Source organism: Streptomyces sp. NPDC001851, assembly GCF_040297165.1.
In the GTDB taxonomy this organism is placed as follows: domain Bacteria; phylum Actinomycetota; class Actinomycetes; order Streptomycetales; family Streptomycetaceae; genus Streptomyces.
In genome coordinates this window covers 247,800-272,951 of record NZ_JBEOYR010000010.1, presented here as the reverse complement: position 1 = coordinate 272,951, position 25,152 = coordinate 247,800, and the positions used below count along the sequence as shown (strand labels likewise).

General features: G+C 71.4%; 24 protein-coding genes, 1 tRNA gene and 1 pseudogene. 13 read left to right on the top strand and 13 right to left on the bottom strand.

The window, feature by feature from the left end:
- Nucleotides 1-51: 51 nt before the first annotated feature.
- The 7 genes from ABT171_RS17575 to ABT171_RS17545 form a co-directional block, all read right to left on the bottom strand.
- Nucleotides 52-1,788 (bottom strand): amylo-alpha-1,6-glucosidase, encoded by a 1,737-nt coding sequence (locus tag ABT171_RS17575; RefSeq protein WP_351244593.1) that lies wholly within the window; start codon nt 1,786-1,788, stop codon nt 52-54.
- A 52-nt stretch (nt 1,789-1,840) separates the two neighbouring features.
- The gene (locus ABT171_RS17570) at nt 1,841-2,680 is read right to left on the bottom strand and encodes a carbohydrate ABC transporter permease (RefSeq protein WP_351244591.1); all 840 of its coding nucleotides are present in this window, start codon (nt 2,678-2,680) and stop codon (nt 1,841-1,843) included.
- Entirely contained in the window at nt 2,677-3,660 is a 984-nt protein-coding gene (locus ABT171_RS17565; RefSeq protein ID WP_351244589.1) for a carbohydrate ABC transporter permease, read from the bottom strand. The genes ABT171_RS17570 and ABT171_RS17565 overlap by 4 nt, the downstream gene beginning before the upstream one ends.
- Nucleotides 3,661-3,680: 20 nt before the next feature.
- Entirely contained in the window at nt 3,681-4,928 is a 1,248-nt protein-coding gene (locus ABT171_RS17560) for a sugar ABC transporter substrate-binding protein (protein ID WP_351244587.1), read from the bottom strand.
- Nucleotides 4,929-5,055: 127 nt separating this feature from the next.
- On the bottom strand, nt 5,056-6,102 hold the full coding sequence (locus ABT171_RS17555) for a LacI family DNA-binding transcriptional regulator (protein WP_351244585.1): 1,047 nt from the start codon (nt 6,100-6,102) through the stop codon (nt 5,056-5,058).
- Between the two features lie 507 nt (nt 6,103-6,609).
- Nucleotides 6,610-6,801, bottom strand: coding sequence for a PASTA domain-containing protein (locus tag ABT171_RS17550; RefSeq protein WP_351244635.1), 192 nt, complete (start codon nt 6,799-6,801; stop codon nt 6,610-6,612).
- Nucleotides 6,802-7,179: 378 nt separating this feature from the next.
- Entirely contained in the window at nt 7,180-7,794 is a 615-nt protein-coding gene (locus ABT171_RS17545; RefSeq protein WP_351244583.1) for a protein kinase domain-containing protein, read from the bottom strand.
- Nucleotides 7,795-8,274: 480 nt separating this feature from the next.
- On the opposite strand from ABT171_RS17545, the gene ABT171_RS17540 reads away from it, so the two are divergent.
- The 10 genes from ABT171_RS17540 to ABT171_RS17495 all read left to right on the top strand — a co-directional run bounded on the left by ABT171_RS17540 (nt 8,275) and on the right by ABT171_RS17495 (nt 18,314).
- On the top strand, nt 8,275-9,153 hold the full coding sequence (locus ABT171_RS17540; RefSeq protein WP_503075504.1) for a polysaccharide deacetylase family protein: 879 nt from the start codon (nt 8,275-8,277) through the stop codon (nt 9,151-9,153).
- Nucleotides 9,154-9,355: 202 nt separating this feature from the next.
- Complete coding sequence (locus ABT171_RS17535; RefSeq protein ID WP_351244581.1) at nt 9,356-10,477, top strand: alpha/beta hydrolase; 1,122 nt, start codon at nt 9,356-9,358, stop codon at nt 10,475-10,477.
- Nucleotides 10,478-10,886: 409 nt separating this feature from the next.
- Entirely contained in the window at nt 10,887-11,471 is a 585-nt protein-coding gene (locus ABT171_RS17530) for a class I SAM-dependent methyltransferase (RefSeq protein ID WP_351244579.1), read from the top strand.
- Between the two features lie 342 nt (nt 11,472-11,813).
- Nucleotides 11,814-11,945 (top strand): hypothetical protein, encoded by a 132-nt coding sequence (locus ABT171_RS17525; RefSeq protein WP_351244578.1) that lies wholly within the window; start codon nt 11,814-11,816, stop codon nt 11,943-11,945.
- 135 nt (nt 11,946-12,080) lie between these two features.
- A complete protein-coding gene (locus ABT171_RS17520) occupies nt 12,081-12,833 on the top strand; it encodes a hypothetical protein (RefSeq protein WP_351244577.1) in 753 nt (250 codons plus the stop codon).
- A gap of 15 nt (nt 12,834-12,848) precedes the next feature.
- Nucleotides 12,849-13,577: a hypothetical protein gene (locus ABT171_RS17515; protein WP_351244576.1), complete on the top strand. Its 729-nt coding sequence runs from the start codon at nt 12,849-12,851 to the stop codon at nt 13,575-13,577.
- Nucleotides 13,570-14,832 (top strand): MFS transporter, encoded by a 1,263-nt coding sequence (locus ABT171_RS17510; RefSeq protein ID WP_351244574.1) that lies wholly within the window; start codon nt 13,570-13,572, stop codon nt 14,830-14,832. The genes ABT171_RS17515 and ABT171_RS17510 overlap by 8 nt, the downstream gene beginning before the upstream one ends.
- Nucleotides 14,829-16,025: an insulinase family protein gene (locus ABT171_RS17505; protein ID WP_351244572.1), complete on the top strand. Its 1,197-nt coding sequence runs from the start codon at nt 14,829-14,831 to the stop codon at nt 16,023-16,025. The genes ABT171_RS17510 and ABT171_RS17505 overlap by 4 nt, the downstream gene beginning before the upstream one ends.
- Nucleotides 16,022-17,179, top strand: a complete 1,158-nt coding sequence (locus tag ABT171_RS17500; RefSeq protein ID WP_351244570.1) for an insulinase family protein — start codon at nt 16,022-16,024, stop codon at nt 17,177-17,179. The genes ABT171_RS17505 and ABT171_RS17500 overlap by 4 nt, the downstream gene beginning before the upstream one ends.
- Before the next feature lie 16 nt (nt 17,180-17,195).
- A complete protein-coding gene (locus ABT171_RS17495; protein ID WP_351244568.1) occupies nt 17,196-18,314 on the top strand; it encodes a GNAT family N-acetyltransferase in 1,119 nt (372 codons plus the stop codon).
- A 683-nt stretch (nt 18,315-18,997) separates the two neighbouring features.
- Here the strand turns inward: ABT171_RS17495 and ABT171_RS17490 are convergent.
- On the bottom strand, nt 18,998-20,026 hold the full coding sequence (locus tag ABT171_RS17490) for a helix-turn-helix transcriptional regulator (RefSeq protein WP_351244566.1): 1,029 nt from the start codon (nt 20,024-20,026) through the stop codon (nt 18,998-19,000).
- 394 nt (nt 20,027-20,420) lie between these two features.
- Between ABT171_RS17490 and ABT171_RS17485 the strand changes: the two genes are divergently transcribed.
- Both ABT171_RS17485 and ABT171_RS17480 read left to right on the top strand, forming a co-directional pair.
- Entirely contained in the window at nt 20,421-20,633 is a 213-nt protein-coding gene (locus ABT171_RS17485; protein ID WP_351244564.1) for a hypothetical protein, read from the top strand.
- 55 nt (nt 20,634-20,688) lie between these two features.
- Nucleotides 20,689-20,958 (top strand): response regulator transcription factor, encoded by a 270-nt coding sequence (locus ABT171_RS17480; protein WP_351244562.1) that lies wholly within the window; start codon nt 20,689-20,691, stop codon nt 20,956-20,958.
- Between the two features lie 105 nt (nt 20,959-21,063).
- On the opposite strand, the gene ABT171_RS17475 is transcribed toward ABT171_RS17480, so the two are convergent.
- From ABT171_RS17475 to ABT171_RS17455, 5 genes are all read right to left on the bottom strand, one after another.
- Nucleotides 21,064-21,151, bottom strand: a tRNA-Leu gene (locus ABT171_RS17475).
- A 252-nt stretch (nt 21,152-21,403) separates the two neighbouring features.
- Entirely contained in the window at nt 21,404-22,081 is a 678-nt protein-coding gene (locus ABT171_RS17470; RefSeq protein ID WP_351244560.1) for a GntR family transcriptional regulator, read from the bottom strand.
- Nucleotides 22,082-22,232: 151 nt separating this feature from the next.
- A complete protein-coding gene (locus ABT171_RS17465; RefSeq protein WP_351244558.1) occupies nt 22,233-23,180 on the bottom strand; it encodes a beta-ketoacyl-ACP synthase III in 948 nt (315 codons plus the stop codon).
- 136 nt (nt 23,181-23,316) lie between these two features.
- Nucleotides 23,317-23,445 carry an MFS transporter small subunit gene (locus ABT171_RS17460; protein WP_351244556.1) on the bottom strand — a complete coding sequence of 43 codons (129 nt, stop codon included), beginning with the start codon at nt 23,443-23,445 and terminating at the stop codon, nt 23,317-23,319.
- A complete protein-coding gene (locus ABT171_RS17455) occupies nt 23,420-24,748 on the bottom strand; it encodes an OFA family MFS transporter (RefSeq protein WP_351244554.1) in 1,329 nt (442 codons plus the stop codon). Before ABT171_RS17455 ends, ABT171_RS17460 begins: the two co-directional genes overlap by 26 nt.
- 214 nt (nt 24,749-24,962) lie before the next feature.
- Here ABT171_RS17455 and ABT171_RS17450 point away from each other — a divergent pair.
- Nucleotides 24,963-25,150: pseudogene (locus tag ABT171_RS17450) on the top strand (2Fe-2S iron-sulfur cluster-binding protein); the annotation flags it as partial.
- Between the last annotated feature and the right edge of the window lie 2 nt (nt 25,151-25,152).

The following is a 25,152-nucleotide window of genomic DNA, read 5'->3' as shown; positions in this document are numbered from 1 at the left end:
GGGGGACGGACCGGGGACTGAACGGCCCCGGAACTCGCGTAAGGCGGCCGGTCAGCGGCTGCCCCGGTGGGCATGTGCCTCGGCGAGGAGGAGGTAGCTGCTCGCGGTCCAGGTGTAGGCGCGGTCGCGCAGGCCCGTTCCGGTGAGGGCGTCGAAGTTCTCGGCGAAGCCGTGGGTTTCGCACAGGGCGCGGAAGCGGGCGCTGATCTCGTCGGCGAGGCGGTGGTGGCCGGCGCGGCGCAGGCCGTCCTCGACGAGGACGGTGGCGGGGGCCCAGATCGGGCCGCGCCAGTAGCCGTCGGAGAGGTAGTGGGGTGAGGCGGGGTGTTCGGTGGCCAGTCCGTACGGGGTCAGGTGGGTCTCGATCCGGGCGGCCAGGGCGGTGCCGATGTGCTCGGGCAGGTGCTCGCCCAGGGCCATCGGCATCAGGTCCAGCAGGCTGGAGCTGTCCCAGGTCGCAGCGCTGTCGACGCCGCGGGCCACGAACCGCTCTCCCGTCCACAGCTCGTCGAGCATCGCGGCCTGGGTCGCCTCTGCGGTACGGGTCCAGCGCCGGGACTCGTCGGGCAGGTCCAGTTCGGTGGCCAGCCGGGCGAGTTCGCGGAGCTGGAGTATGAGGAAGGCGGCCAGGTCGGCGGTGGCGACCACGCGCTCGGGGTCGAAGGTCGTGGCGTTGTCCCAGCCGCTGTCGTTGCCGTGCTGGTAGTGGGGCAGGGCGCCGCCAGGCGCGCGGCGGGCGGTCAGCCAGAACTCCGTCCACCGTGCCAGCCTGCCGTAGATCTCGGCCAGTTCGGCCCGGCTGAGGGGCTCGGGAAGCCGTCTGCGCAGGTGGGACAGGGTCCAGCCGTGGATGGGCGGCTTGACGAAGTTGTACAGGACCTCGGAGTGCGTCACCGAGTCGGGGAGAGCGCCGGTCTCGTCCTGGTGGTCGAAGGGCAGGGAGAACTGGTCCCGTGCCAGGGCGGGGGCTCCGGGTGCCAGGGCGAGGGCGTTGAAGCAGTGGTCCCAGCTCCAGACCTTGTCCATCCAGTGCTTGGACATCAGCACCGCGGGCCGGGTGACCAGGCCCGCCGGGCGGACCGTCGCCGACCACACGACGTAGGCGGCGAGTTCGGCCGCCGGCGTGGCGGACGAGCGCCAGGGGGCCACCGCGTCGACGAACGCGGCGAAGGCGTGCTCCACGGCCGCCACGACGGCGTCGAACGTCTCCGAGGACGTGTAGGGCAGGCGTGCGCTGTCCAGTTCCTCGACGGCCGCTTCCCAGACTCCGCCAGGGGCCGCGGTGACGGTGAGGCCTCGCGCACCGGCACCGAGGGCCTGACTGCCGGACACCTCGGCGACGGAACCCGACAGCACGGTGACCCGGTAACGGCGACCGGTCTCGTACGAGGTGAACACGTACGCTTCGGCCACCGGGTCGCGGTAGAAGTACGTGCCCGTGAAGGGGGTCAGGGCGTCCGCCGCCGCGTCGATGCGCAGGCCGAGTCCCTCGCCGCGCAGGCGGACGGTGTCCGGTGAGGCGAAGGCCAGGGCTACGCGCCCTCGCTCACCGGTCCAGCTGAGCAGGCCCGGCGTCGCCTCGGCGCGGGTTTCCGCGCGCTCGCCCGTCGTCGTGTCGAGGGGCGTGAAGCGCAGGATCGCGTGCATGCCGTTCTGGTGCGAGACGAGGTGGAGGTCCTCGGCCCGGGTCTTCTCCGCGAGCACGGGAGAGATGCCGAACCAGGAGCCGTGCGTGCTGAACGGGATGTCGTGGACGGAGAAGGCCGGGCCGGATCGGGCGGCGGTCATGTGGCGTGACTCGTTTCTTCAGCAGGGGTGACCGACGGTGGTCGCGTGGTGATCAGTCCTTGACGGCTCCGGCGGAGACGCCGGCGGCGACGTAACGCTGGGCGAGGACGAGGATCACCGCGGCCGGCAGCGAGGCCACGACGGCGGTGGCCATGATGGCGTTCCACTCCTGGTTGTTGTTGCCGATGTAGTGGTAGATGCCGAGGGTGATCGGCTCGTGGGCGCCACCGTTGACCAGGGTGCTGGCGAAGACGAAGTCGGACCAGGACCACAGGAACGCGAACAGCGACACCGTGACGACGGCGTTGCGGCTCATCGGCAGCACGATCGACCGGAAGGTGCGCCAGGTTCCGGCACCGTCCATCGTGGCGGCCTGGAGCAGTTCGCCGGGGATGCCGGACATGAACGCCGTGAAGATCAGGACCGCGAACGGGACGGCCAGGGTGGAGTCGGCGACGATCAGGCCGGGGACGGACTGGAGCAGGCCGAGCTGGAGGTAGACGGCGTAGAAGCCCATCGCCATGATGATGCCGGGGATCATCTGGGCGGCCAGCAGGACGAAGCTGAGGATGCCGGCGCCACGCGGGCGCAGCTTGGCCAGCGCGTACCCGGCGGGGGCGGCCAGGACGACGGTGAGCGCGACGGTGCCCAGCCCGATGACGAGGCTGGTGCCGAGGTAGGGCAGTTGTTCGCCGAGGACGGTGCGGTAGCCGGCCAGGGTGCCGTGCACCGGCAGCAGGTCCGGCGGGCTCTTGCGCATGTCCTGGTCGCGGGTGAGGGACACGTTGATCATCCAGTAGACCGGGAACAGCATGACCGCGGTGAGAAGGACACCCGCGGTCGTCTTCACCCCCGCGCGGCGACGGTTCAGGACCAAGGGCGGACGGGTCATGACCGTGCCTGCTTTCGCTGGACTCTCAGGTACACCAGGCCGAAGAGCAGGGCGGCGACGACGAGCAGGTTGCCGACGGCGGCTCCGGGGCCGAAGGCGGGCAGCAGGCTGCCGAACCCGAGCTGGTAGGACCAGGTGGCGAAGGTGGTGGACGAGTCCGCCGGGCCGCCCTTGGTCATGATCCAGATGATGTCGAAGACCTTGAGCGTGTACACCAGCCCCAGCAGCAGGGTGATCGCGGACACCGGGCGCAGCAGCGGGAAGGTGATGCTCCAGAACCGGCGCCACGCACCCGCCCCGTCGAGCGCCGCGGCCTCGTAGAGGCCGGCCGGGATGGACTGCAGGCCGCTGTAGAGCACGACCAGGTTGAACGGGATGCCGATCCAGATGTTCGCGATGATCACGGAGACCAGCGACCAGGAGGGTGAGGTCAGCCAGTTCACCGGCCCGACGCCGATGACGTGCAGGGCGGCGTTGACGATGCCGGAGTCGCTGTTGAGCATCCACGACCAGGTGGACGCCGACACGATCAGCGGCAGCAGCCAGGGCACCAGGAACAGCGCCCGCAAGGTGACGGACAGCCGGAAGTTCTGGTTGAAGAAGACGGCGAGGGCCAGCCCGATGGCGTACTGGAAGACCAGGCACACGGCGGTGAACACCGCGGTGTGGAGCAGGGCCGGGGCGAAGGCCGGGTCGGCGAAGACGGTGCGGTAGTTCGCCAGGCCCGTGAACGGCGCGTCGCCCTGGACGAAGGAGCGCACGGTGTAGTTGCGCAGGCTCAGGTCGACGTTGCGGTACAACGGATAGGCGTAGAAGAGGGCGAGGTAGAGGATCACCGGGGTGAGGAAGGCCCAGGCGGACCACCGCGTGGAGGGGGGCCGGCGGCGCTTCCCCCGGTGAGCCGGGGGCGGGGCGGCGGTGCCCGCCCCGTTCCGGACGCGCACGGACCGGTGGGCCGGCGTCTGTGTCGTGTGGTTCATGGACGACCCTTGTGCTCCGGCTACTTGACGGCGGACTGGGCCGCGGACAGCGCGTCCTTGGGCGACTTGGACCCGCTGAGGGCGGACTGGACGGCCTTCCACATCTGCTCGGAGATCTTGGGGTACTTGGTGCCCAGGCCGTCACTGGTGCGGCCCTTGGCCGCCTTGACCGCGTCCACCCACGGCTTCAGCTCGGCGTTCGCCGCCACCTGCTTGTCCTGGACGGCACCGGTGGGGGCCACGTACGACAGTGTCTTGTCGGTGACGTTCAGGTTCTGGTCGCTGGTCAGACAGGACACCAGCTTCTGGGAGGTGGCGTAGCGGCCGGTGTCCTTCTGGACCGGGACGGTCACGAACTCGCCGCCGGTCGGGGCCGAGGCGTTGCCTCCGTTCGCGCCGGGAATGGTCAGCACGCCGTAGTCGAGGCCGCTCTTGCGGGCGTTCGCGAGCTGCCAGGTGCCGTTCTCGGCGAAGGCGTAGTCGCCGCCGGCGAACTCCTGCCAGCTGGTGGTCTGGGTGTTGTTGATGACCGAGTTGGGGGCGTACCCCTGCTTCAGCCAGTCCGTCCACAGCGACAACGCCGAGACGCCCTGGGGCGAGTCGAGCTGGGTCAGCTTCGCACCCGAGCCCCAGAACCAGGGCAGGAACTGGAAGCTGCCCTCCTCCGTGCCGATCGCCGCGAAGGTGATGCCCTTCTTGCCCGCCGCCTTGACCTTCGCCAGCGCCGCCGTCAGCGACGTCCAGTCCTTGACCGAGGAGACGTCGACGCCGGCGGCCTTGAGGACCTTCTTGTTGTAGTAGAGGGCGAGGGTGTTGGCGCCGATGGGCGTGCCGTAGGTCTTGCCGCCGGACTGGCCGGCCGCGAGCAGGTTGGGATCCACCTTCGAGGTGTCCAGTTCGATGTCGTCGTTCGTGGTGAGCGCACCGGCCTCCGACAGGGTCGGCACCACGGGATTGTCGACGATCATCACGTCCGGGGAGTTGCCCTGCTGCGCCGCGAGCAGCGCCTTGTTCGCCAGGTCGCTCGTGTCGAACGCCGTCCGCTTGATCTTCACGCCGGCACCCTGGCCGCAGACGTCCAGCAGGTGCGCCCAGGCCGAGCTCCTGTCGAACTGCGGGTAGGGGTCCCAGACGGTGTACGTGCCGCTGCCCGCGCTCTTGGTGCCGCCGCTGCCCGAGCCGGAGGAGCAGCCGGTGGCACCGGCGGCCACGGTCAGGACGGTCAGGGCTGCGGCGGTCAGACGGCGGTGTCTTGAGAAGCGGTTCATTGAGGTTCCCTTGTTCTGTTCCGGACATGCGGGTGCCGAGGGCACGGGTGGTGAGGACAGACGGGCACGGAGAACGGCACCGCCGAGCGGTTCGGCGTCGGGTGGGGGGGCGGTGTGTGAGGAGGGGTCAGAGGGCGCGGGCGGGACCGTCGCCCGTGGTGGGCGTGGCGTGCGCGGGCCCGGTACTCGCCCGCAGGGAGATCGGCGGCGCCAGGAGATGGTGCCGGGGCGGAGCGCCGGGACGGCCGAGCCGCTCCACCAGCAGTTCGACGGCGCGCCGGCCCATCTCCTCCGCCGGTACGTCGGCCGCGGTGAGCTGCGGGGTCACCGTCTCCGCCCAGCGGCCGGCCACGACTCCGGTGACGGAGAAGTCGCGCGGCACATGGCGGCCCGCCCGGGCGAGCCCCCGGTAGAGACCGCCGAGCGCGGCCTCGTTCAGTGTGACCAGGCCGGTGGTGGCCGGGTCGTCGTGCAGGATCCGCTCCAGACATGCCTGGCCGGAGGCGGCGTCGTCCCCGCAGCAGTAGGTCCGCACCGTCAGCCCGCGCTCGGCCGCGGCCTTGGTGAAGCCCTCCAGCCCCCGGTGCGCGGACTCGTACCCGGCCCGCAGCAACTGCTCGGGCCGGTTGACGAACGCGACCCTGCGGTGGCCGAGGTCCGCCAGGTGGTGCGCGCACGCCGCCGCCAGCGCGGTGTGGTCCAGGCCGACCCACCAGCCGCGTTCCGGACGGGCGGTACGGCCGATGGCGACGGCGGGGAAGTCCAGGGCGGCCAGGTGATCCACCCGGTCGTCCTCCAGCCTGATCTCCATCAGGATCGCCCCGTCGACGCGCCGCTCCGCCAGCAACCGCTGAAAGGACCGGTCACTGTCCACGCCGCTGGGCGACAGCAGCACGTCGTAGTCGTATGCCGCGGCGGCCTCCACCACGCTGCCGATGAAGTCCAGTTGCATGCCCGTGTAATGGTTGCCCGCCGGCGGGAAGACCAGGCCGATCGTGCTGGTCCGGCCGTTGGCGAGGGCCCGCGCGCTGGCGTTCGGGCGGTAGCCCAGCTCGTCGATGACCTCCTGGATCTTCCGGCGCGTGTCGTCCGACACCGGGCGTTTGCCGCTCAGCGCGTACGAGACGGTGGAGCGCGAGACACCGGCTCGCCGGGCGATCTCACCGATGTTCACGGCGACTCCTTGCTCGAACCGATCCGCTCCCCCCGTGGAAAGCGGACGTCCGGTCGCGTGGGTACTGGAGTGGGTACTGCGGTGGAAAAGTCGGTCGCCGGTCATCGAACCGGTTCGGTGAGTGAAGATAGAAACGACCCAGAGGGCTGTCAACGCCTGCGGCGAAACTTCTCCGAAGCACTCCTGTCACCCCGCTGATCCGCGGTCTCCGCTCGCGTCGGAGTGTGTTGCTGAGAGCTTTCCTCGCTGCTAGGTTCCTGCGAACCGGTTCGATGAAGCGCGCAACGGGACCACGGAGACCACCGCGATTCCCGGGCATCGGCCTGTCCGGCCGGGGACTTCACTCCTCAAGCCCTTCGGGAAGCGAGGCCCATGTCCGACAGCACGGTCAGCGACCGCTTGACGGGGCTCGACCCGGGACAGCAGCCGCCCCAGGGGGAACCGCACGAGTCCGTGGATCGCGGAGCCGGCGAAGAGTCCGACGCGGCGGCATCGAAGCGGACTGCCTCACCCGCTCCGCGACAGAGTGACCCGCAGGATGGTGTGACGCGGCACCTCGCTGCCGGGCGAGGGGGTCTGCTCACACACTCGGCCGACGGGCGTGCCCGGGTGAGGGCACTCCCGGTGCCGGACGGGCTGGACGCGTACGCCGACCGCCTGCGCGCTCGATCGGGCTTCGTTCATCGTCTCGCCGATCAGCGAGGGTGCCGCGACCCGGGGACGAGCAAGGGAGTGGGAGGCCGGCGATCACGTAGGTGCCCACGGCGGCCGCCAGCAGCACCGCCATCGCCTGGAGTGGCCGGCGGATGCGCCGTCGGCGCACGGGGCGTTCCTTCAGCGGATCCCGGGGCGGCGGCAGCCGGGTGTGCCGAACCGTCGCAGGTGGATCCGCCGGCGGCGAGGTGACCGCTGTGGCACGGCCCGCCAGTACCTTCCCGATGGCGTCGCGCATCTCTTCGGCGGTCTGGTACCGGTCCGCACGGTCCTTGGCCAGCGCGCGCAGCACCAGGGTGTCGTAGGCGGCAGGCAGCTGCGGGGCGTGCGCAGAGGGAGGCACCGGTGGTTCCGAGAGATGCTTCATGGCCACGGCCAGCGGGGTGTCACCGGTGAACGGGGGGCGGCGGTGAGCAGTTCGTACAGCAGGCAGCCGGTCGAGTACAGGTCGGTGCGGACGTCCACCTGCTCGCCCCGGGCCTGTTCCGGCGAGAGGTACGCGGCCGTGCCCACCACCGCCGAGGTGCGGGTGAGGGTCGTACCCGCCCGATCCACCGAGCGGGCGATGCCGAAATCCGTCACCTTCACGGTGCCCTCGTGGGAGAGCATGACGTTCGCCGGTTTGATGTCCCGGTGGACGATGCCGTGGCGGTGGGCGTGACCGAGCGCCTCCAGCACGCCGGCGGTGAGTTCCAGGGCGTGCTCGGGTCCGGCGATCCGTGCCTCGCGCGCGAATTGGAGGAGCGTGGTGCCCTTGACGTACTCCATCACGAGGTACGGCACGAGGTGGCCGTCGATCGTGTCCTCTCCCGCGTCGTGGACGGCGACGACGGACGGGTGGCCCAGCAGGGCCGTCGAGACGACCTCACGGCGGAAACGCGCCCAGTGTTCGGCATCGGCCGCCAGTTCCGGCCGGAGCGCCTTCACCGCGACCGGGCGGAACAGCAGCAGATCGTACGCCAGCCATACTTCGGCCATCCCCCCATGCCCCAGGACCTGTTCAAGACGGTAGCGTCCGCCCAGACGACGTGAACGATCCACGGTGCTCCCCCTCGTTGCCGGCTTCCGCCGGGCACCGTAGGGGCGGTCCTTGTGGGATCTTTGTGATCCGGTCCACCTTCTTGCTGAACGTCACCGCCGGGCCCCCGTCCTCCACCGCGCATGCTTGACCAACCGGTGTGCCCGACAAAGCGCTCGTCATCGTCCACGCTCCGCTGCGCGGGCCGCCAGGACCGAGACAAGAGCCCCCGCGCACCCAAGCCGGTCTGCACGGCTCCGGCAGCCGGCGCGGCAGAAGACCTCGGGCGCCAAGCAGCTGCGCGAAACTCCTTCACCCGCCGCACCGGCGGTGTCAGCTTTGGCCATATTCTCACCCTGCGCTGAACTTCGCCTTTCATGGCGGGGCTACCTTCCCACCAGGGTCAAGGTCAGTGGTTCTGCAGTCAGGAGACCGGTACGGTGAAGCGACGCGACATGGGCGGTGGCAGGTTCTACGCCCCGCTGGCCGGCGTGCTCCTGGCCCTGTCCGCAGGCGGCTGCGGCATGAGCGGCGGCGACGCAGCCGGTCCGGCGGCCACCTCGTCGGCGTCCGCCACCGCCGGCAGCGTGCCCGGGACCGCGTCGCACGTCACGGCTGAGCCTGCCGCCTGGCACAAGTGGGGCCTGACGCCGCTGTCCGCGGCTCCCGAGCCCCCGGCGGACAAACCCGTCAAGCTGTCCCCGACCGGCCCGGTTCCGGTCCTCACACACATACCGACATCCCAGAAGGTCGTCTTCATCACCGTCGACGACGGACTGGAGAAGGACCCCAGGTTCATCGAGATGATGCGGGACCTGAAGATCCCGATCACGATGTTCCTGATGAACGACGCCATCAAGTCGGACTACGGGTACTTCAAGGCACTACAGGCGATGGGCAACCACATCCAGAACCACACCCTGCACCATCCCGCGATGAACACCATCCCACTGGTCCGCCAGAAGCAAGAGGTGTGCGGCGACCAAAGGATCCTCACCCAGCAGTTCGGCACCGCCCCGTTCCTCTTCCGGCCGCCTTACGGGGCGTACAACAACAACACCAGGATCGCGGTGGGAGAGTGCGGGCCGCGAGCGATCGTCTGGTGGCGCGAGTCCATGCAGATACGCGATATGCAGTACCAAGAGCCAGGCAAGAGGCTGCGTCCCGGCGACATCATCCTCGCCCATTTCCGCGGCCCCGCGGAGCTCAAGGGCGCCACCATGACGGAGATGTTCGCCCATCTGCTCAAGCGGATCCGGGAACAAGGCTTCGCGGTGGCCCGCCTGGAGGACTACATCCAGCCGCCGGCCGGAAGCTGAACCGGACAGAAATCAGTGTGCTTCGCAGCCGCAGCACTCTTTCGGCCTCGGAGCGCGGACACCTCAGCAGGCGCTGCGGCTGGACCGGGTCGGAACCTCGCCCCATCGGAAGGCCGGGTCACAGGCCAAGGAAAGCCCCGGGCAAGCCCTCGCAACAAAGCGCGGGCGGGTGCCGGGCGGAAACGCAGGCAGGAAACAGCCCATGGGTCTCACGAGCAACAAAGTGCTGGTGCTGGCGATCGTCCTCGCCGTCGTGCTGTTCGTCGGCACGGTGTGGCTGTGGCCGCGGCTCGCCCGGCAGAGCTGGCGGGCCATCAGCGGCCGGGTCGGCCTGCTCCTCGGCACACAGCTGGCGCTCTTCGCCTCCGTGGGCCTCTACGCCAACCAGGCCTTCGGTTTCTACGCCAGCTGGGCCGACCTGTTCGGCCAGGAGAACGGCCAGGGCGTGGTCGTCGACCACATGGCGGAGGGCAGCAGCCCCGTCCACGTGGTCTCCGCCTCCCGCGTCATCGGCGCGAGCAGCCCGCTGCCGCAGGTGGCCGGGCAGGTCCAGAAGGTCGACATCATCGGCCGTACGACCCACATCGCCACGCCGGCGTTCGTGTACCTGCCCCCGGAGTACTTCCAGCCGCAGAACCGCGCGCGGAAGTTCCCGGTGTCCGTCGTCCTCACGGGATACCCCGGCACGGCTCAGGCGCTGGTGGACAAGCTGCACTACCCCACCACGGCGCAGCAGCTGGCCCGGCAGGGGAAGATGCAGCCGATGATCCTGGTGATGCTGCGGCCGACCGTGGCGCCGCCGCGGGACACCGAGTGCGTGGACGTTCCCGGCGGCCCGCAGACCGAGACCTTCTTCGCCAAGGACCTGCGCGACTCGGTGGTGGCTCACTACCGGGTCGACAAGACGCCCGCCGGCTGGGGCATCGTCGGCGACTCGACCGGCGGTTACTGCGCGCTGAAGATCGCCATGCACCACCCGGCTTCGTACGCGGCCGCCGCGGGCCTGTCGCCGTACTACAAGGCGCCGATCGACCCCACCACCGGTGACCTCTTCCGCGGGAACGAGAACCTGCGGAATCGTGCCGACCTCTTCTGGGACCTCAAGCACCTGACGGCGCCCGAGACGTCGCTGCTCGTCACCAGCAGCAAGGTCGGTGAGCACAACTACAAGGACACGCTCAAGTTCATCAAGAGCGTGCAGGACACGAACGTGACCAGGATTTCCTCGATCATCCTTCCGAGCGGCGGGCACAACTTCCACACCTGGCAGAGGGAGATCCCGTCGATGCTGCAGTGGATGAGCGAGCGGCTGGTCGCACACTGAGCCACGGCGGTGACGGCCACGCCCAGGATGGCCGACGATACGGCCGTGGTCGCGCAGGGGCGGGTTCACCTCGGGCGCCGGGCGCAACGGCCGGGGCGAGACGCCGAGCATGACGGCGGCACATCGCCCACCCATCGGAGTCGCTCCTCGTCCGCCGCCCATGAAAACGCGCGACGCCGTCAGGGCCGGCGGTCCCAGACCCATGGCCCGCCGATTCCGGGAGGTGTGGTAATCGGCGCGGCTCCCGGTCCGGGTGGCGGGGGTGGCGCAGGGGTCGTTGTACGCGAGCTCGCGGCAGAAGGCGGCGCGCCAGGCATCCTGCATCGGCTGCTGCGCTCCGTCCGAAACCTCGGCCAATGCCCAGCGGGACCACGGCCTCGGCTGTCCCGCCCGCTCTCGAAGGAGCCGCATGACGAGCACCCCTGCCACCGCCGACTACTGGGAGCCGCTCTGGGCCGGCGGACGCCGGTACCGGGAAGTCAGCAGCGCCGAGGCCACGCTTCTGGCGGATCACGTCGGCCCCGGCCGTGGACGCCCGGCCCTCGACATCGGCACGGGCGACGGCGCCCTCGCCCACCACCTCCACCAGCTCGGTTACCGCACCACCGGCATCGACTTCTCTCCCGGCGCCCTCGCCGCGGCAGCCCGGAAAGCCCGGAGCCACCAGCACGGCGAAGGGCCGACCTGGCATCTGATGGACTTCGCCGCCGACGACCTCAACGCCCTGCCGGAACGCTCGTACGCGGTCGTCACCTGCCGCCTGGTCTATCGGTGGATGGACGACAAGCCGGCCTTCCTCGACCGCGTCCGGAAGGTCCTGGCACCCGACGGGACCTTCCGGGTCGTCACCGAACCAGCCGGCCGCCGCGAGGACAACGACCCCCGCAGGCACCTCGGGATCACCGCCGCCGAGGCCGAGACGCTCACCGCGGGCTGGTCCCTCGTACGCACCGCCGATCTCGACGTACTGCGCTGCTACGCACTCCGCCCCTGAACCCGGCACGGGCGACAACACGTTGGACCTGGAACGACACACACGCCTCGCCTGGGACGCCTACGGAACACACCACCCGCGGCGCGGTACGCCCCTGACGGGGAGTGGATCAGATCACGTGGGGCCCGCGGCGAACGGACCGGGGGACGGCGGCGGCAGCGGTCTCACCGCGGGCATCGGCCGTCGGGGCCGGACATCCCGTGGGGGCGGTCACGCGTGTCCGTGACCTGGAGCGCGCCCCCCGTGAAGACGTGACTGGGCCGCGGTCCGGCGGTTCGGCAGAGTTCCTCGTGCCGGCAGACGACACTGCGGGCGAAGAAACCGAGACCGAGGGAGAACGCCATGAGCGAGATCACCAGCAACGAGCTGCTCCGCGTCGACGCGATCGTGCAGGACCTGGTGGAGCTCGACGCCACCGAGTACGGGACCGAGGCCCTGTCGATGACCCAGGCCACCTTCTCCGACTACAGCTGAGTGCGGCCGCGGGTGGTGGCGCGGCCCGTCCGCGCCACCGCCCCGGCTCCGGCCGTTGGCGACGGCCGCCGGTGCCGGACGACGGTGCCGGACGACGGTGCCGGACGACGACAGGCTACGGAGAGAGGACGAACGATGCCGGTCCGGTCGGACCCCCATCCGGTGGTGGAACGCTTCGCCCGGGTGCGTGAGGCCGCGTCGGCCCGTTACGGGCCCGACTCGCAGGCCGTCACCTTCCTGCTGTACGAGGAACTGATCTCGATGCGGACACTGCTCGCCCGGGACCTCGGCTGCGCCCCCGTGCGAAGCCGGATCGGCGAGCTGGTACCCGCCATCCAGAGCCGGTTCGACGCAGCCGGACCCCCGGCTCCGGCGCAGCAGTTCCATCGAACGGTGTCCGTGGATCCGACGGTGATCGAGTTCGACCGCCGTTTCTTCGAGTCGCGGTACCGGCGTTCCCTGGAAGGCACGGGCCTGCGTGCCGTTCGGCTCCGGGACCGCGGCCAGGCACTCGCGCTGCTCACCGTCGGGGCTTCCTACCTCTACGCGGTCGACGACGCGGGCGCCCTGTGGGTGTGGCCGCAGCCTCACCGGCTCGCGGACATGATGTTCGGCTGGGCACCGGGCCGCCGCGTCGAGGAGGCCCGCGTCGTGCACCCCATGCTCGTCCCCGACCGGCTCAGGGTCAGGGCTGCCGGGGAACTGGTGGTGGCGGGGTCCCCGGAGCACCTCTTCGTCACCGCCAACCTGAAGTCCGGACACTTCCGGCCGCCGCGCTCGTGCGCGGTGGAGATCCGCCGGGCCGCGATGAGCGCCCTGGCCCTGCGCAGTCCCGTCGATGTCGACGTGTTCACCATGCCGCAGCCGACGGTCACCCCGACCTGTTGAAAGGCGAGTCAACCAATGGAGACGGCAGCGGCAGCTACGCCCCTCTGCGACGACGACATCCACATCGGCGTGGAGCACGAGTGCAAGTGGCAACTCCCCACGGCCGCCGCTGCGGATCCGGCGGCCTTCGTCGAGGCGGCGATGTTCGCCGAGCTCGTCGACGCGGCCGTCGAGCCGCAGGACCACCTGCAGTCGGTGCTCTACCTCGATGACACCTCGGGCAGCCTCGCCCGCGCCGGCCACTCCTTGAGCATCGTCGTCAACAGCGGTGCACCGTCCGAGACCTGCGTCGTCGTGTTCAAGCAGACGATCCACCGCCGCGGTTGGCGCGACGGCCTCGAGGTGCGCCAGCGCGTACCGCACCGGGAGGTCGGCTCCCGCATCCACGACGGCTCGGTACTGCCCGTCGCCCACGCGGGGAGGCTCGGCCTGTTCGCCGGGGCCCTGCAGCCGGCCGGTGTCGCCGTCCAGCGGCGGTACAAGTGGTACGGGCGCACCGCCGACGGCACGGAGGTCTGCTGCAGTCTGGACCAGGTCGAGTTCGGTGACCCTGCGACCCCCCGCGCCGAGCGCCGCCGCTACGACTGTGTCGAGATCGAGGTCAACTCCTCGCTTCCGGTCGTGCTGGCCGGGCTCGACCAGCTGGCCCGGCAGCTGGACGTACGGCTCGGCGTGCCCCGGGATCGCACCAGTAAGTCCCAGCGCGCCTGGGCGGCGGAGAGGGACGGCCGGGCCGATGGGTAGTGCTTCCCGCCCCGAGCGGCTGGGCGGCGCGTTCCTGCTGATCTGGTCCGGGCGATCCCTGTCGCTGCTGGGCGGCTACATCCAGTACCTGGCGCTCCCCCTGTGGATCCGGCAGGTCTCGGGATCGACCGTCGCGGGGCTCCTCGCCCTCGGGATGAACTTCGTACCCCAGATCGTCTGCGCTCCCTTCGCGGGTGTGCTCGCTGACCGGTTCGACCGCCGCCGCCTGGTGATCGCCGTCGACCTCTCCTCCTTCGTGGTGGCGGCCTCGCTGGCGCTCAGCGTCGGCCCGCACCGGCTGGGCTGGGTCTACCCGCACCTCGCCGTGCTCCAGGTGCTCGCGGCGCTGAGCATCCCCGCGTTCATGGGGATGCTCCCCGACGTGGTGCCCACCGGTCGTCTGCTGGCCGCCAACTCCCTGCTCAACGCGTCGGCCGGGGCAGCCGTGACCATCGGACCGCTGCTCGGCACCGCACTGCTGACGCACTCCTCGATCACCGTGGTCGTGTGGATCAACGCGCTGTCCTACCTCGTGGCGGCCGCGTGCATGCTGCCGAAGGCACCCGGCGGCGCCGGCGATGAGGCACCCGGGCGCGGGCAGGTCCGCAAGCAGCTCTGGCAGGGGCTGGCCGCCGTCCGCACCGACCCGGTGCTGCGGGCGACCGTGGCCGCCGAGGCGCCCTGGAACCTGTGCTTCGGCGCAGCGAGCGAACTGGTCCTGATGCACTTCGGCGCGACCGCGCTCAAGCAGGCCCCCGGGCTGTTCGGGCTCGGCGCCGGTCTGGGCAGCCTCGCGGTGACCCTGGTGCTCGCTCGGGTCCGCCGCGACGTGCCGGCCGCGTCCTTGTTCATGACCGCGGTCCTGGGCACCGCGCCGGTGGCCCTCGCGGTGGCCTGGCTCGCGGCCGACGGCGGGACGTGGTGCGTGGTACTCGCCGGACTGCTTCTGGGCGTGCACGCGTATCTGATCGTCATCGGACCGACCATGCACTGCCAGCAGCGTCCGGACCGGCACTACCGAGGGCGCGTCACCGCCGTCCGCCGAGCCTGGAAAGCGGTGTGGCAGCTCGCCGGCCTCGGCACCGCGGCGCTGCTGACCCAGTGGCTGCCGGTGCTGGCCGTGGTGGCCGTCGGCGGTGTCCTGGCCGGCGCGACCGCGGCCCCGTGGGCATGGCGGGCGCTGAGAGCCGACGGCCCGCCCCGGACGACGGTGCCGTCCCCGGTGCCGTTGCCGACCGGCGGAGGCGCCCGGTGACCACCGTCCTGCCTGGCGCGCCCACCGCCGTCCGAGCCGGTGACACAGCCCCCTCCCGCCCCGGCGGGGCGGTCATCGTGGACCTCCCCGCCGGGCACCTCGACGACCCGCCGGACAAGGCGGGCCTGGCCGCTCTGCTTGCCGCCGTGCTGAACGAACCACGGTGCCGCGGTGCCGCGGCGCGCGCCGCGGCCGAAGGCTGGCGCACGCGGCACCGCCTGGACGGACACAGCTCGTCCTTCGCGTACTGGTCGCACGAGCCCGCCGAGCTGGCCCGGATCGTCGACGACGTACGACGCACCCGGCTGCCCTCCGGAGCGGCGGGGGAGGAACTCCTCTCAAGCCTCCGGGCACGGCTGGTGGCAGCGGCCGAGGGACACGGTGCGACCATGCTGGCCCACGTCAAGAGCCAACTCGAACGGGCCTCCTGGGGAACCCTCCCCCACGACCGGGGGATCACCCGCGACACGGTGGCCGCGGTGACGCCCGCCGACGTGGCCCGGTCGGTCGACCTGCTGGTGTCCCGGGCGCAGGTGTACGACGCCACCACAGCGCCGGGCGGCGGCGGCGAGCCGTCGCCCGGGGCGGAGCACCGTGCCGACGCCGACACCGACGCACCCCGGTGGCGCGGCGGACTCGACATCGCCGTGCGTGCCGACAGCGATGCGAGGGTCGCGGTGCGTCTTCCCGTGCAGGCCCCGCCATCCGGGGTCCTCGACCTCGTGGTCGAGGTGCTGGGCAACGGCACCGACGGACGGCTTCACCGCGAGCTGCGCCACCGCAACCACCTCGCCTACGGGTTCACCGCCGCATGCGCGCAGCAGCACGGCTGCGCCTCGATCGACGCCACCGCCACGGTGGCGCCGCAGGACGCCGCGGCGGCCGTGCGCGTGCTGGCGGCAACCCTCCGTCAGCTGGCGGACGCCGTCGGGCCCGAGGAGACGCGCTTGGCGCGGTGGCGGTGCCGGGCCGGGCTGCTCGCCGAACTCGACGGCCCGTTCGGCCCCGCCGACGAACTCCGCCGGTACGTGCTCGGGCGGCGCGGCATCCGGGCGCGGCTGGCGGCAGTGGCGGACCTCGACGTCCTGCCGGGCCTGTCCTTCGTCCCGCTTCCCCCGGCGGTCGCGGCGGTCGGCCCTTTCGACGGGCGACACCGACGGCAACTCGTTGCGGCGTACGAGGAGATCCAGTGAACGACACGGAAGCGGCCTCGGCCGCCCGGGGTCTCGCCTTCGACTCCGGTGGGCTCCGCGTCGAGTGGGAGGTCCTGCCGTGGGCCCACTCGGTCGGCGCCGCCCTCGTGGTGGGCTGCGGCTCCCGCGACGACCCGGCGGACCGCGAGGGCACCGCCCACCTGGCCGAGCACCTCCAGGTGCTCGCCGCACCGGCCGCCGGCACCGGCGGCATCCCCCTGGACGCCGTGACCGGCATCGACCGGACCACGTTCCGGGGCACGGGCGATCCGGACGACGCGGGACGGCTGGTGCGCCGCCTCCTCGACATCGCGTCGGGGCACACGACCCATGCCACCCCGGACGTCTTCGAAGGCGAACGTCATGCGGTGCTCCTGGAGACCCGCCGCATGGATCACCGGCCCCTGCTGCGGCTCGGGCCGGTGCTCGCCGCCGCAGCGGCCGACGAACCGGGTCTGGACGCCATCGGCCGCACCACCACGCGGTCCGTCGGCCGGATCACCCCGGCGGACGTGCGCGAGGTGATCGAGCGGGGGTACCCGGGCGCCAACGCCCGCCTGTTCCTCGCAGGTCCGCCCCGCGTGACCGATGACGTGCGGGCGGCCGTCGACCGCCACCGACCGGCCTTGAGACCTCCCCGGGACTGCGGCGGTGACACCACCGTGCCCCACCACCGGGTGGTGAGCGGCGGCTGCCCCCCGCTCCACGGTCTCGACGGCCTGGCGGCCGTCACGCTGCTGCGCCCGCGCGGCACCCCGTCCCTCACCCTCGACGCGTTCCTGGACCGTCGGGGTCCGGTCGTGGGCCCCCTGGCCGACGACGGCCTGCGGCCACTCGGCAGCACCGTCATCGAAGGCCGCACCGAGCGCGTCGACATGGTCGTGTGGCGCGGCGACATCACCGTCCCGCTCGAACGACGCCTGGCGCAGCTGGTTGCGGGCGGCTGGCGCGTGCCACTGGCGGCGCTCACGAGCCGGCTGCACAGCGCACGCTCGGCCGCACGGCACTGGCGGCTGGCCACACCCATCGGCCGGGTCGGCGACGCGGCCGACCGGTACGCCCTCCCAGGGCGTCCGTGCGGCCTGCCACGGGTCGCACTGTGGCGGATCACCGGTGGGGCCCCCGAATGCCTGGCCCGGCATCCACTTCCCTAGAAGAATCGGAGCGACCATGGAGTTCCCCAGCGCCTTCGACGCCCGCGGGCTGCGTCTGCGCCCCTACCGGGACTCGGACGTGCCGGTCCTCGTGGCCAACGGCAACGATCCCGACACCCTGCGCTTCATGTCCGGCAACCCGGGCGTCATCACCACCGAGACCATGCGTTCCTGGGTGGGCTCATCAGCGTCCCGCGCCCGGCGGAATCCCGACCGACTCGGTTACGCGGTCGCCGACCCGGCCGGCGACGAGTTGCTGGCCGGTGCCGTCATCCACGTCACCCGCCGCCGCTCCAGCGCCGAACTGGGCTTCTGGGTCGCCCCGGCCGCCCGAGGCCGCGGGGTGGCGACGACGCTCACCCGGGCTCTGACCGATGTGTGCTTCGCCCGGGGCCTCCACCGGGTCGAGATGTTCATCAGAGGAGAGAACGTCCGCAGCCAGCGGGTGGCGCTGGCCGCCGGCTTCCGCCGGGAAGGGGAACTCCGCAGCGTCCTGCCGGGAGCCGGCTCCGAGCGGCACTCCGCCACCCTGTGGTCCCGGCTGCCGGCCGACGACGACGCCCGCACCCCCCGGCTGCTGCCGGACCTTCCGGCAGGCGCACTGACCGATGCGGTGGTCACCCTGCGCCCGGTCGGCCCGGACGATGTCGCCACCCTCGCCGCGCTACGGGGCCACACCCCGGCCGGAACACCGGGCGCACCGCAGGACCGGGCCGCCCTCGCGCTGCACTGCGCCCACGCACCGGCCCGTTGGCTGGCCGGTGAGCGCGCGGACGTGCTCGTCGAGGGCGCCGCGGGCGAGGTGGCAGCCGAACTGACGCTGGAGTACCGGGATCCCGAGGCCGGCCACGCCGAAATACAAGCCGTCCTCGCCCGGGGCGAAACGGCTCCGGCGCTCGCGGCGCGGGGCGTGGAGCTGCTGGCGCGCTGGGCCTTCGGTATCGGGGTCGAGACGCTGGCCGCCACCGGGACGCCCGACGCTCGACTGCAGGACGTCCTCACACGGGCCGGGTTCAGCCGGCTGGCGCTGCTCGCCGCCCGGCCGGACACGAGTGCGTCCCCTCCTCCCGGCGCCGACGCCCCGGGAACGGACGCCCGGCGACCGATCGTCCGGCGGCCCGCGCTCCGGTCATGACACACGGCGTCCGGCCGCCCTCATGGCCGCTCGGTTCGCCTGTACGGCGGCGGCCGGGCCGGTCGTCGGCTGACGACGGCCACCGTCTCACCGGCGGGGCGCAGCGGGCGGGCCGAGCCGGACCAGCGTCAGCCGTGCGTTCGGGGTGAGGTGGGCGTGCCACCGCCAGCCGGGTGGCACGCAGAGCACCTCCTCGGACCGCAGGCGACAGCGGAAGTGTCCTCTGCGGCCGTACCGGCTCCGCCGAGCAGCGTCCAGGATCCGGCCCCGGCCGTGTGCCGCACCAGCACATGGCGGGAGGAGCCGGTGGGCATCGGCCGGGTGCCCGCCTCGTCCGTTCGGTGGGTCCCGATGGTCACCGGCATGCCCGTCAGCCGTTCCAGCTCACGGGCCGCCGCGGTGAGGGCGGCAGCGGCGTCCGGCCGGCCGTGGACCGGAGGTTGCTCCTCGGGGCCACAGGATGCCGGGGCCGTCGCCGCGGTGCAGGTCGAGGAACCGCGCCAGTTCCAGCACGCGTGGCAGGATCTCTCCGTCCGCCGACGGCGCGGTGTTCATGGCCCCCCGGTGCCTGTGGTGGCCGTGCGTCCCTGACCGTCCCGGGTAGCGCGGCGTCCGCCCCGGGCATTCCGGTCGCCGGCCCGGGGCAGTCACGATCATCCGTTCCCCGGGCCGTGTCGGAGGATTCAGGGTGCGGTGGCCAGTTCGGTCGGCGCTCCGTCCAGCAGCCCCCGGGCCGAGGCGCGGAACCCGGCCTGGAACCGGCTCCCGGCGCCCAGTTCCTCCATGATGTCGGCGATGTGACGGCGGGCGGTACGCAGCGACATGCCCAGACGGCGGGCTACCGCTTCGTCCTTCAGGCCGGCGGCGAGCAGCCGGACGATCGTTTCGTCGATCTCCCGGGAGACCTCCACGAGCTGTCGGCCGACGGCCGTGGTGAAGGGTGTGGCCCGGTCCCAGTTCTGCTCGAAGACCTCGCACAGATAGGCCACGATGGACGGCTCGCGAATCACGATCGCCCCCCAGCTGCCGTCCTGGGCCGGGATGAACGCGGTCTCGCGGTCGAAGACGATCAGGCGGCCGAACAGCTCGTGCACCGTGCGGTACTCCCCGCCCAGGGCGGAGGCCGCGGCGACGTACGCCTGACTGGGCCCGTTGAAGCGGGCGGTGTGGTGGTAGAGGGTGCGAAGCCGGATACCGCGTTCCAGCATCGCCCGGTCGCGGACCAGGGCCTCTTCCATCGCCTCGGAGGCCCGGGAGCCTCCGCCCGGCTGGCTGGTCAGGACCTCCTTTCGGCAGTGCTCCGACGCCTGGTTGAGGGCGACGCGCACGAGCTGGACGTTCGCCAGGGCCTCCACCGCTCCGAAACGCGAACGGTGCCGCTCGTAGGACGGAGCGAAGCGGTGCAACTCGCGCTGGATGCCCGCTAATTGCCGCTGACGATCGCGGATCTGCGCCTCCAACGGCGAGGCGAGCTGGGCGGCGGCGGTCTCGGGCGCCACCGCGCAGATCCCGGGCGGTCTGTCCGGGCTGCCCTGGAGCAGTCGGACTCGTAGCAGGCGCCTGATGCCGGCGGCAGCGCTCTGCGGGCTGATCCCGGTGGCCGCGGCGATGGCAGCCACGTCGGCGGTCCCGTGCTCCAACACCCAGCCGTAGACGGCTATGTCGGAGTCCTGCAGTCCCTGGACGTCATCCAGGGTGTCGTTCGATACCAATGGCCTTGCCCCCCAACCGATCTGTCAGGCCCTTCGCAGAGCCGTACGGTTCAGTCGATCAGCCTAGGCACCGGGGGGCGCGCAGCACGTCGGCGCGCCGGGAGGAGCCTGTGGGCGGGCTGCCGGGGCAGGGCTCGGGCGCTGCCGGGAGACCTGGGGGAGAACGCCGGTACCGGTCCGCCGATTGTCCCGCTGACGGCTCCTCGGGGGACGGGACCACATACGGCGACGTCACTCTTTGTCATGAAAAGTCCTTTATGGGGCCTGGCGTCTTGCTGCCAGGTGGTTTCCTGACGGGGAGCGCTCTCTCGCACGGGACCGGGGACGGGGCAGTCTGGTGCCCGTCCGCAACCGGCGCCCCGGACGACAGGTCCGGGAGAACAGGAGAACCACCATGGCGCGATCGTCCCTGCCCATCCGACTCGTCGTGGCCGCCGGATTGCTCGCCCTCTGTTCGGCCGGCACGGCTGCCGCGGCGACGCCGGGCCCGAGGGCGGCCTCCTTCATCGCCCGGGCAGCTGCCGTCGAAGACGACGGTCCCGACGGTCAGGACGGCCCGCACCATCCCGGCCTCCCCTGGTGCGAGGACACCTCCTGGGGCGGCTGACCCGTCCGGCGTCAACCGTTCGCGCGTTCACCCGACCCGACACCAGGAGTCCGCAATGGCCTACGCCGCCGAGGCGCCGCACGCCTTCACCCCCCGGGAGCAGCAAGTGCTGGTCCTCCTGTCGGGAGGGGAGACCTACCGGGGCATAGCCCGCCGACTGGGCATCAGCGAGCACACCGTCGACACGTACCTGCGACACCTGCGGACGAAGACCGGAACCGCCAACCGCACCCAGCTGGCCGTACTCGCCGCACGACTGGGCTACCAGCCGGACCCGGCCGCGATCGCGGCCGACCCTCCGGCGCCCCTTCGACCACGGCCCTGACGTGAGCCGGCAGATTCCCGCGTGGTCTCCAGGATGCTGATCACGTGGTCGGTCGCGCCACAGCCGGAGAAAAAGAAAAAACCCCAGGTGAACTGGGGTTTCTGCTGGTGTCCGAGGGGGGACTTGAACCCCCACGCCCGATAAAGGGCACTAGCACCTCAAGCTAGCGCGTCTGCCATTCCGCCACCCGGACTAGGTGTGTGCCGCCTTGCGGGGGGTGTTCCCCGCGGCGACATGGACAACAATACCAAGGTTTCAGAGTGCGTTTCACCTGCGTATCCGCCGCACGGAGGGCGACCTGGGCTGAACCAGAGCACTGGCCGGGGCGACTGTATGCAGAATGCAATATCCTGTGTACGAACAGTGAGCCGCCGGCGCGGCGGAAGCCCGGTTCTGCGGCGGCGTGACGCCGGACGCGGTCCGTCCGGGACGTGACGGCGGCGGGTCAGGTCTCGTCGCGGTGGCGGTACGAGTGCCGGGTGTGCTCGGTGTGCTCGCGCATCAGCCGGCCGGCCCGTTCCGCGTCCCCGTCCTTGATCGCGAAGACCACGTCCGAGTGTTCGCTCCAGGAAGTCCCGCCGCGCAGCCGCGCCACGGGGGTGTAGTACCAGCGGACCCTACGGTCGACCTGCGCGGCCAGCTCCGCGAGCACCGCGTTGCCGGCCAGCTCCATAACCTTGGCGTGGAAGGCCACGTTGAGTGCCACGGCACGGGTCACATCGTCGGCGGCGACCGCCGTCCGGCCCTCCTTCACGATGTCGAAGAGGGCCTCGACCCCCTCCTCGCCGGCGTTGAGGGCCGCCAGCCTGGCCGCCTCCGCCTCCAACAGGGTGCGGACCGTGAGCAGCTGGTCGGCCTCCTCCTCGGTCGGCTCGTGCACGAACGCGCCCTGCGCGGGCCGCAGATCGACCCAGCCCTCGGTGTTGAGCCGCTGCAGCGCCTCGCGCACCGGCTGCCGGGAGACGCCGAGGTACCCGGCGAGTTCGCTCTCGACCAGATGCTGGCCGGGGTGCAGGGCGCGGGTGGTGATGAGGTCCAGCAGCGCCTCGTAGACGCGCTCGCGCAGCGGTCCGGGACGTTCCAGCTTCGGCATCGATCCCTGCGGTAGTCCGGCCGACAACATCGCGGTCCCCCTCCTGGGCAGCGCTGGCGCGTGAACCCTGGACGCTCGGTATCGATGAGCTCGATATCGTGTCTTTTGTCTGCAGTCTATGGTCTACAAGATCCAGGCTGCCGGTATACAGAATCCCGCCAGGTGTACCGACCACGCCCGCTCAAGGGCAGCGTACGACCTGCCCGGCGTACGACAGGTTGCCGCCGAAGCCGAACAGCAGCACCGGGTCGCCCGTGCTGAGCGCTCCCTGCTCGATCAGCTTGGAGAAGGCGAGCGGGACACTGGCCGCCGAGGTGTTGCCGGATTCGGTGACATCGCGGGCGACCACCGCGTTGACGGCACCCAGCTTCTCCGCCAGCGGTTCGATGATGCGCAGGTTCGCCTGGTGCAGGACGACGCCCGCGAGGTCCGCCGGGGACACGCCGGCCTTCTCGCAGGCGCGCTGGGCGATGGCGGGCAGCTGGGTGGTGGCCCAGCGGTAGACGCTCTGTCCCTCCTGTGCGAACCGCGGTGGTGTGCCCTCGATCCGTACCGCGTGCCCCATCTCCGGCACCGACCCCCACAGCACCGGCCCGATTCCCGGCTGCTGCCCCGGCGCGCAGGCCTCGACGACGGCGGCCCCGGCGCCGTCGCCGACGAGGACACAGGTGCTGCGGTCGCTCCAGTCGGTGACGTCGGACATCTTGTCGGCGCCGATGACCAGCGCCCGGCCGGCCGCACCGGCCCGGACGGTGTGGTCCGCCGTGGCCAGCGCGTGGGTGAACCCGGCGCACACCACGTTGATGTCCATCGCGGCCGGCTGCGGGATGCCGAGCCGGGCCGCGACCCGGGCGGCGGTGTTCGGGGAGCGGTCGATCGCCGTCGAGGTGGCGACCAGCACCAGGTCGATGTCGCCGGGGGTGAGACCGGCGGCGGCGAGGGCCTTGGCCGCGGCGTGCGCGGCCAGTTCGTCGACCGGCTCGTCGGGACCGGCGATGTGCCGGGTCCTGATGCCGACCCGGCTGCGGATCCACTCGTCGCTCGTGTCGACCAGGCCCGCCAGGTCCTCGTTGGTGAGCACCCGGGCGGGCTGGTAGTGACCGATGGCGGCGATGCGCGAGCCGTTCATGGCGGGGGTCCCTCGTTTCCGTCGTAGCGGGATGCACCAGTCTGAACAGTGACTCGCGAGTACGACGGCAGGTGAAGCCACAGGAATCAGCTGCCTCGGTTGTCGGCTTCGCTCAGGCCCTCGGACGCCCGAGTACTCACCCCGTGAACAGCTGGGTCGCCTTGTGCACGAGTTCGTAGACCCCGTATGCAAGGGGTGCGCCGACCCACAGCCAGGCGAGCGTGATCAGGCCCCGCCGGCTAGGCGGGCTGCTGTCGCTGGGCATCTGCGGCCTCCCTCGGGGCGGGGACGTGATGGCGGGTGTGGACGGGACGGACGAGTTCGTTGGCGACGAACCCGACGACGAGCAGGCCGATCATGATGCCGAACGACAGCCCGTACAGCGACGAGCCGTGCTTGCCGGCCTCCTTCTGCCGGTCGGCGATCCAGTTGACGATCAGCGGCCCGAGCACGCCGGCCGTGGACCAGGCGGTGAGCAGCCGGCCGTGGATGGCGCCGACCTGGTAGGTGCCGAACAGGTCCTTCAGATAGGCGGGGACGGTCGCGAAGCCGCCGCCGTAGAAGGAGAGGATCACCAGCGCGCACAGCACGAACAGCGGCTTGGACGAGTCACCGAACAGGGCGATGAGCAGGTACATCAGCGCACCGACGCCCAGGTAGAGGCGGTAGATGTTCTTGCGGCCGATGAGGTCGGAGGTGGACGACCACCCGATGCGGCCGGCCATGTTGGCGGCGGACAGCAGGGCGACGAACCCGGCGGCCGCGGAGGCCGACACCGGTGCGGGGCTGTCGACGAAGAAGTCCGTGATCATCGGTGCGGCCTTCTCCAGGATGCCGATGCCGGCGGTCACGTTCATGCAGAGCACGATCCACAGGCACCAGAACTGCGGGGTGCGCACCGCGCTGCGTGCCGAGACCTGCACTCCCTCGAAGGCGCTCGGCCCGCTGGGGACCGGCCTCTCCGTGCGTGGCACGCGGACCAGGAGGACGCCGAGGGTCATGAAGACGGCGTACGACAGCCCGTGCGCCAGGAACGCGAGGGCGATGCCGTCGTTGTCACCGCCGAAGGACGCGAGCATCTGCGCGGACCAGGGCGACGCGATCAGCGCGCCGCCGCCGAAGCCCATGATGGCGATGCCGGTGGCCATGCCGGGCCTGTCCGGGAACCACTTGATCAGGGTGGAGACGGGCGAGATGTACCCGATGCCCAGGCCGATCCCGCCGACGAAGCCGTAGCCGAGGACGATCAACCAGTACTGCTTGGTCCCGGCGCCCAGCGCGGAGAGCAGGAAGCCGGAGGAGAAGCAGACGAGGGATACGGTCATCGCCCAGCGCGGACCGTTGCGCTCGACGAGGGTGCCGCCGAACGCGGCCGACAGCCCGAGCATCACGATCGCCAGCTGGAAGGGCAGCGCGCTCTGGGTCCCGTCGAGGTGCAGGGCGGATTCGAGCGGCGGCTTGAACACGCTCCAGGCGTAGGCCTGGCCGATGGACAGGTGGACGGAGAGGGCGGCGGGCGGGACGAGCCAGCGGCTCCAGCCCTCAGGCGCGACAGGGGGGCTGCTCATGGGCCGGACCGTACGGCGGAGCATGGGAGTTGAGAAGGTGCGGCGTCGACTGTATGCGGTGAACGGTAGGCGGAATGCGGTCAACGGTCGACAGGCGAACCCTGCCGCGACCGACTCCATACTGTCGCTGCCGGATGCGAGTGGATCACGGACGAGGCGAAGCCGACCGTCTCGGCCCTGACGCGCCGCTCACCCGACTCGACGCGTGCGCCGCGGGAACTGCATGGAGCCCTGCCCGACGGGTGCGCTGTCGTACAAGCCGGAGCGGGCGGCAACCTCACGGCCCATGTGCAGGACAATGAGACCGTCAGGGTCACCCCGCCGCACGACAACCCGGTGACCCACGGCAATCTCTGCATCAAGGGCCGTTTCGGCTACCAGCACGTACAGAACCGGGGCTGATC